The organism is Nonomuraea antimicrobica (assembly GCF_039536965.1).
GTDB lineage: Bacteria > Actinomycetota > Actinomycetes > Streptosporangiales > Streptosporangiaceae > Nonomuraea > Nonomuraea antimicrobica.
In genome coordinates this window covers 1-6,909 of record NZ_BAAAZP010000113.1, presented here as the reverse complement: position 1 = coordinate 6,909, position 6,909 = coordinate 1, and the positions used below count along the sequence as shown (strand labels likewise).

Sequence of the window (6,909 nt, the reverse complement as noted above, 5' to 3'; positions counted from 1 at the left end):
CGCCGGCCGCCCCCTGCGACACACCTGGCCGGGGACCGGCCGGGTGCGGGGCGGCCGCGGCGCTGCCCTGCTGGAGCAGTCCCGGCGGCTGGGTCGCGGGGGTGTGCCCGAGCAGGCGCATGAGCGCCTCGCCCGCCCCGGGCCGCCGGGCGGGATCCTTGGCCAGGCAGTCCGCGACCAGCGCGCGCAGGGCCGGATCGGCGATGTGGCCGACGTCCGCCTCGGTGTGCATGATGCGGTTGACCACGGCGGGCACGCTGTCCTGCCCGAACGGCGGCTGTCCTGAGGCGGCGAACACCAGCGTGCACGCCCAGGCGAACATGTCGGCCTGCGGCCCCGGGCTCGACGCGGAGAGCTGCTCGGGCGCCATGTACGACGGCGTCCCAATTACCGCCGCGGTGAGCGTCGAGGTGAGGTCGAGCGCCCTGGCGATGCCGAAGTCGATCACGCGCGGCCCGTCGGAGCCGATGACCACGTTCGACGGCTTGAAGTCGCGGTGCACGATCCCGGCCTGGTGGATGGCGACCAGCGCGGTGACGGTGCCGATGGCCAGCCGGTGCAGGGCGGCGCCCGAGCGGGGGCCCTGCTCGCGTACGACGTCGGCGAGGGTGGGCCCGTCGATGTACTCGCTGACGATGTACGGCCGCCCGCCGAACAGCCCGGTCTCGATGACCTGGGCCGTGCAGAACGGCGCCACCCGGCGGGCCATCGCCACCTCGCGCACGAACCGCTCCGACGCCTCGGCATCACCCGCCAGGTCGGCGCGCAGCAGCTTGAGCGCCACCTTCGTCCCGCCCGGGGCCGTCGTCCCGCCTGAGGCCGTCGCTCCGCCGGAGGCCGTGGCGAGGTAGACGATGCCCTGTCCGCCCTCGCCGAGCCGTCCGGCCAGGGCGTATCCGCCCACCGTCGCGGGATCCCCTGGCCTCAGGGCCGCGAGGTCCGGCATTGGCAACCCCCACATATGGCGTCTTTCTCGCCATTCTGGTGGGTGGCGCGGGTCCACGTCACCCGTTCGGACAACGCCGCGGGACCGCAGCACCGGTTCCCGCGTGCCCGGACACCCCCGCGGGACCCGGGCCGGGAAGCTAGGAGGAGGCCGCGAGGACGGCGTCGGCCACCGCCCCAGGTTCGTGGAGCTGGATCCGCCCGCCGCTCCCGGCCATGCGTACGTGCGCGGCGCCCAACTCACCGGCGAGCCGCTCCGGGCACCCGCCCGGGTCGCCCACGCTGATCACGGTCACCGGCACGTCGGGGAAGCGCATCTCGGCCCGCAGCCGGTGCAGGTCGGCGGCCATGTCGCGGCGGGCCAGCCACTCCCCGGCCATCGCGGCGCACACCTTGCCCCTGCTGTAGATCCGCGAGAGGTCCGGCAGCCCCGTGAGCAGCCGGTGCGTGGCCGGTCCTGTCAGCCGGGCCACGGCGGTCGCGCCCCACGTCTCGCCCAGCGCCGGCAGCCACCTGCCCGCCGCCCTGGCGGTGGGCAGCGGACGGCGCCGGGCCGCGCACACCGGGTCCACCAGGACGAGCCCGGCCAGGCGCAGCGGGTGCAGCCGGGCGAACGCCTCCGCGTGCCAGCAGGCCACCCCGTGGGCGACGAGGGTGACCTGCTCGGGATGCGCGGGGGCGAGCGCCGCCAGGCGGGCGACCTCGCCGTACAGGCTGGGCGGGGCGGGCGAGCCGGGGCTCAGGCCGAGTCCGGGACGGTCGAAGCGGATGACGCGGCGGCTGCGGGCGAGTCTCACGGCCACCGCGTCCCAGTGGAACCAGGCGCCCCCTGGGCCGACCGTGATCAGCACCGCCGGTCCCGCGCCCTGCTCGACGACGTGCGACCGCCGCTGACCGGCCGCCCGGTCCGCCCCTTCCGCGCTCGCCGACCGGCCCCGGCCCGCTCTCCAGTCCACTCTCTCCGCGCTCGCCGGCCGCCCCTGACCGGCCGCACGGGCCGCGTCCTCCGTGCGCACCCGGGCGCTGCCCACGCCGCCCAGCCGGCCGGGCGCGATCCTCGGCGCGTCCAGCGCGTACGGGTCGTCCGGGTCCTCGGCGACGAGCAGGTGGAGCGCCACGTAGACGAGCCAGACGGCGATCATCGTGAGCAGCGCGCGATGCGCGAGCCCCACCCCGTGCCCGCCCACCAGCCCGGCCAGGGTGAGCACCGTGGCGGCCAGGCTCAGCCAGGTCAACATCCACGCCACCCACGAGCCCCACCGCGCGCCGAGCAGCGCCATGGCGGCGAGCACGGCGAGGGCGCCCAGCACCCCGGCCACCGTGTGGGCCTGGTGCGCGAACGACGTACCCCGCAGCCCGCAGGTCGGGTCGCTGAGCGTGGCGCAGTCGAGCGGGAACACCCCCGAGGCGAAGCTGAGCAGCCCGAACGCGGCCAGCGCCAGCCAGCCGGGCCACTCGCGCGCCACCCGGGGCACCAGCGCCACGCCGCCAAGGCACGCCAGCCCCGACAGCGCCTGGCTGATCCGGAACAGCCGCGTCCACGGCTGATCGCGGGCGGCCAGCTCGCTCACGTAGCCGTCGGTCCTGTCGACGGCGGGCGTGGTGAACTGGCCGGTCATCCACGCGCTGCCCAGCACGGCCGCCACGATGAACGCGGAAGCCGCGAGCACCACCAACCTTCGCTCCACGTGACGATTAGATCACTCTCGGCGATCGCCGGTCATAAGCCCCCCAGCCGGATCGCCAGAACGGCCAATGACCAGCCACCCGTGACCGGCATCTGTGACCCGGCACCTGCGACCGGCACCTGCGACCGGACCGTCAGAGCCCGGGAGCCCCCCAGACGGGGAACCAGCGGCTGAGGTCGCTCTCCAGCGGCAGCTCACCCTCCAGAGCGCCTCTGGCCTGTAGTTCGAGCGGGTTGTCACGCTTCTGCCCCGGCAGGGGCGCGAACGGGTAGAAGGTGCCGCGTTTGTACAGGTACACCACGGCCAGCCGCCTCCCACCGGGCTCGGCGAACGACACCAGCGAGCACAGCAGCGACGGGCCGAACCCGGCGCCCTCCAGCGTGGAGTTGACCGCGTGCACCTCGGTCACCAGATCGCTGAGGGCGTCGGGCTCGCGGCGTACGAGCAGCCAGGTGTAACCGTAGCCGTCGTCCGACTCCTCCACCCGCTCGCCCAGCAGGGCCTTGGCCTCGCTCTCCACCTCGGCGAACGCGCCGCCCTCCGCCGCGCGGAACGCCACGGAGCCGAGACCGGTGGGGACGAGACCGGTCGCGGCCTGCAGCGTCACCGCGGCCGAGGGCAGCGCGAACAGCGCGTCGAGGTTGGGCTTGACCGGTTTCGTCCGGCCGAGCAGTGCGTCGAGCCAGCCCATGGGCGCGCTCAGCCCCTTCCCAGTTGGCGGGAGATGTTCGCCAGTTGCTCCAAGCGGCGCTCCAGCGTCGGGTGCGTGGAGAACAGGCTCGCCAGCGTCACCCCCCTGGCCAGCGCCGGAGCGAAGTAGAAGGCGTTGAACGGCTCCGCCTCGCGCAGGTCGCGGGTCGGGATCCTGGCCATCTCCCCACTCACCTTGGTCAGCGCGCTGGCCAGGGCCGACGGGCGCTGCGTGAGCAGGGCACCCGCGCGGTCGGCGGCCAGCTCGCGGTAGCGCGACAGGGCGCGGATGAGCAGGAAGCTGACGGCGTACACGACGACGGAGACCAGCAGCACGATCGCGCCGATGGGCAGCCCGCCCTGGCCGTTGTTGCGGCGGCTGAGCCCCGAGTAGAGGGCGAACCTGGTCATCAGCCCCGCCACGACCCCGAGGAACGAGGCGATCGTCATGACCGCCACGTCACGGTGGGCCACGTGGGACAGCTCGTGGGCGATCACGCCCTCCAGCTCCTGCGGCTCAAGGCGGCGCAGGATGCCGGTCGTCACGCAGACGACGGCGCGCTTCTGGTTGCGGCCGGTGGCGAACGCGTTGGGGACGTCGGAATCCGCGATCGCCACCCGCGGCTTGGGCATGTCGGCCAGCGCGCACAGCCGGTCGATCAGCGCGTGCAGCTCAGGCGCCTCCTGGGGAGAGACCTCCCGCCCGTGCATCGCGAACAGGGCGATGCGGTCGGACAGGAAATACTGCACCAGCAGGAGGCCGCCCGCCAGCACCAGTACGGTCAGCGCCTGCACGCCGAGAGCGATCAGGACGCCGACGAACACGACGTAGAGCAACCCGAGCAGGAACATCGTCACGACCATGCGGCTGGTCAGGCCACGGTCGGACGCGAACCGCGTACGCACGGGCTCAGCCCGGGATGAGACCTTGGTCGCCCAGCATCTCCCGGACCTCCTCGATCGAGGCGTCCGCGGGGGGAAGGATCAGCTCTGACGGCTCAAGGCTGTCGTCGGGAAGCGCCTTGCCCACATGGCGCACCTTGTCGAGCAACGCGTGCAGCCTGACGCGGAAGGTGCCCTCGTCGCCCGCGTCGATGGCCGCTTCGAGCTCGGTGTCGAGCTCGTTGAGTATCGAGATGTCGTCGGTGGAGATCTCCACCTGACCCTCGCCCATGATCCTGACGATCATGCGCCCTCCCCTGGTCGGCGGTACTGCTGGGTCTGGCCCTGCTGCTGCGGCTGGGCCTGCTGCTGCGGCGGCTGGCCCTGCTCGATGGCCGACTGCGGCGCCGGGCCCTGGCCCAGCTCGGCCTTCATCCTGGCCAGCTCCAGCTCGACGTCCATGCCGCCGCCCATGCGGTCGAGCTCGGCCTGGATGTCGTCACCGCGGGTGCCGCTGTAGTCGTCGAGCGCGCCGCTGGCCAGCAGCTCGTCGATGGCTCCCGCGCGCGCCTGCATCTGCGCCGTCTTGTCCTCGGCGCGCTGAATCGCCAGGCCGACGTCGCCCATCTCTTCAGAGATGCCCGAGAACGCCTCGTTGATGCGCGTCTGCGCCTCGGCCGCGGTGTAGGTGGCCTTGATGGTCTCCTTCTTCGTGCGGAAGGAGTCGACCTTGGCCTGCAGCCGCTGGGAAGCCGTGGTCAGCTTCTCCTCCTCGGCCTGCAGGTTGTCGTGCTGGACCTTGAGGTCGGCCATCTGCGTCGTCAGGTTGGAGCGACGCTGCAGCGCCTCACGGGCCAGATCCTCGCGGCCCACCGACAGCGCCTTGCGACCCTGGTCCTCCAGGCGCTCAGCCTGCTTCTCCAGGCCGGTTATCTGGAGCTCCACCCTCTTGCGGGAGGTGGCGACGTCGGCCACCCCTCGCCGCACCTTCTGCAGCAACTCGAGCTGCCGCTGATAGGAGTAGTCGAGGGTCTCGCGCGGATCCTCCATCTTGTCCAAGGCCTTGTTGGCCTTGGACTTGAAGATCATCGAAAGTCTCTTCATCACGCTCATGCGCGTCGGCCGTCCCCTTCTAGGTCGTGCTGGTGTCAATCCCAATGCAGCGCAGCCGCCTTGGGATTACCCTACGCATAACGCACGGGGGCGTCACTAAGTTGCAGTACAGGTAGGGTTGACGTCGTGTTGCGACGCCGTTCCCAAACCTCCGTGGACGACACCCCCGTCCCCGTTGACGATCCTAAGCCCCAGGGTAAAGGTCGTCCCACACCCAAGCGCCGGGATGCCGAGGGCAGCCGGCGCCAGTACGTATCCGCGCCGAAAGACCGTAAAGAGGCTTATCGGCAGATGCGTGCCAAGCAGTCCGCCGAGCGGGACAAGGCCCGTCAGGGCATGCTCGCAGGCGACGAGCGATATTTTCCTGTTCGCGACAAGGGCCCGGCGCGCAAGTTCGCGCGCGAATGGGTCGACTCGCGGCGGCTGCCGAGTCAGTATTTCCTGCCGTTCTCGCTACTGATCCTGCTGGCCACCTGGGTTCCGTGGCCGATGGCGATCCGCGCCCAGGTGCTCGGCTACGTGGTCACGATCGGCTGGCCGATCATGATGATCGGCGTGCTGTTCACCTCGGTCTACGTGGCCTGGAAGGTCAAGCGGCTGGTGACGGAGAAACTGCCCGGCGAGAGCCCCAAGGGTGTGGGCTTCTACGCGGCGATGCGGGCGCTGCAGATCCGCAAGCTGCGCTTCCCGCCGCCCCAGGTGCTGCCCGGCGGGAAGCCGGTGCCGCCGAAGCGATGACGGGCGGGCCTCACTCGGCGTGCTCCCAGACCAGCACACCCCGCTCGACGGCCGGTCGCCGGCCCTCGATCGGGGTGCCCCGCTCCAGGGCGTCGGCCACGGCCCGCATGAGCGCGTGGTACGACGGCATCCGGGGCGCCATGCCCCCGATCGAGTCGTCCCAGCCCACCGCTCCTCCCACGGAGTCGACCACGGCGTACGGCGTGTCCTCGGAGTCGAACTCCGGGTAAGACGCGAACGGGATCATCCGCCCGTTCCAATACTCGGTCGACGGGTCGGCGCCCAGGTCGGTGCGGTCCCGGCGGCACTGCTCGCGCCAGGCGTCCCTGATGTCACGCGTGCCGAGGTTGACCGCGCCACCGGACGAGAAGCCGAACGCCCCCTCGCCGCGCGAGCCGTTGTGGCGTAGCAGGGAGGCGCGCAGGTCGTCGGGGAAGTCCACGCCCATCTGAGACTCGGCGACGGCGATCGTGCCGGCCCTGCCGGGCGCGCCGAGCGTCCGGTACGTACGGGGCGCGTTCGCCTTCAGCCACCGCTCCACGCGCCGCCACTGGCGGTCCACGGCCCGCTTCACCTCGGGATCGATCGGCCTGACGGTCACCGGGCGCGGCGCGGGCGAGCAGTTGGGGTCGGGAATCCGGGTCGGCGTGGGCACGCTCCCCGCCGGAGAGGCGGACGGCGTCGCGGTCCGCTCGACCGCCGCCAGGGCCTTCCGCTGTGCCTCGTAGGCCCGCCGATAGTCGTCCTCGGCCCCTTCTTCCGCCGGCGCCAGCGCGACCACCAGGGTGATCGCCACCATCGCCGCGATGCCCGCCCACGCCGCCCGCGTCCGGGCCTGGCGCGGCGCCACGGG

At 72.3% G+C, this 6,909-nt stretch carries 8 protein-coding genes; 1 reads left to right on the top strand and 7 read right to left on the bottom strand.

Going from position 1 to position 6,909, the window contains the following annotated elements:
* The 6 genes from ABD844_RS32150 to ABD844_RS32125 all read right to left on the bottom strand — a co-directional run.
* On the bottom strand, positions 1-946 hold a 946-nt coding region (locus tag ABD844_RS32150; protein WP_344886471.1), incomplete at its 3' end, for a serine/threonine-protein kinase.
* A gap of 139 nt (positions 947-1,085) precedes the next feature.
* Positions 1,086-2,633 (bottom strand): alpha/beta fold hydrolase, encoded by a 1,548-nt coding sequence (locus tag ABD844_RS32145; protein ID WP_344886470.1) that lies wholly within the window; start codon positions 2,631-2,633, stop codon positions 1,086-1,088.
* 133 nt (positions 2,634-2,766) lie between these two features.
* The gene (gene pspAB, locus ABD844_RS32140; protein ID WP_344886469.1) at positions 2,767-3,324 is read right to left on the bottom strand and encodes a PspA-associated protein PspAB; all 558 of its coding nucleotides are present in this window, start codon (positions 3,322-3,324) and stop codon (positions 2,767-2,769) included.
* An 8-nt stretch (positions 3,325-3,332) separates the two neighbouring features.
* Positions 3,333-4,229, bottom strand: a complete 897-nt coding sequence (gene htpX, locus ABD844_RS32135) for a zinc metalloprotease HtpX (protein WP_344886468.1) — start codon at positions 4,227-4,229, stop codon at positions 3,333-3,335.
* A gap of 4 nt (positions 4,230-4,233) precedes the next feature.
* Entirely contained in the window at positions 4,234-4,512 is a 279-nt protein-coding gene (gene pspAA, locus ABD844_RS32130; RefSeq protein ID WP_344886467.1) for a PspA-associated protein PspAA, read from the bottom strand.
* Positions 4,509-5,318, bottom strand: coding sequence for a PspA/IM30 family protein (locus tag ABD844_RS32125; RefSeq protein WP_344886466.1), 810 nt, complete (start codon positions 5,316-5,318; stop codon positions 4,509-4,511). Before ABD844_RS32125 ends, pspAA begins: the two co-directional genes overlap by 4 nt.
* Before the next feature lie 153 nt (positions 5,319-5,471).
* Here ABD844_RS32125 and ABD844_RS32120 point away from each other — a divergent pair, with 153 nt between their 5' ends.
* A complete protein-coding gene (locus ABD844_RS32120; protein ID WP_344886465.1) occupies positions 5,472-6,056 on the top strand; it encodes a DUF3043 domain-containing protein in 585 nt (194 codons plus the stop codon).
* A gap of 10 nt (positions 6,057-6,066) precedes the next feature.
* On the opposite strand, the gene ABD844_RS32115 is transcribed toward ABD844_RS32120, so the two are convergent.
* Positions 6,067-6,909 (bottom strand): SMI1/KNR4 family protein (locus ABD844_RS32115; RefSeq protein WP_344886464.1); only part of this gene is annotated, 843 nt, incomplete at its 5' end.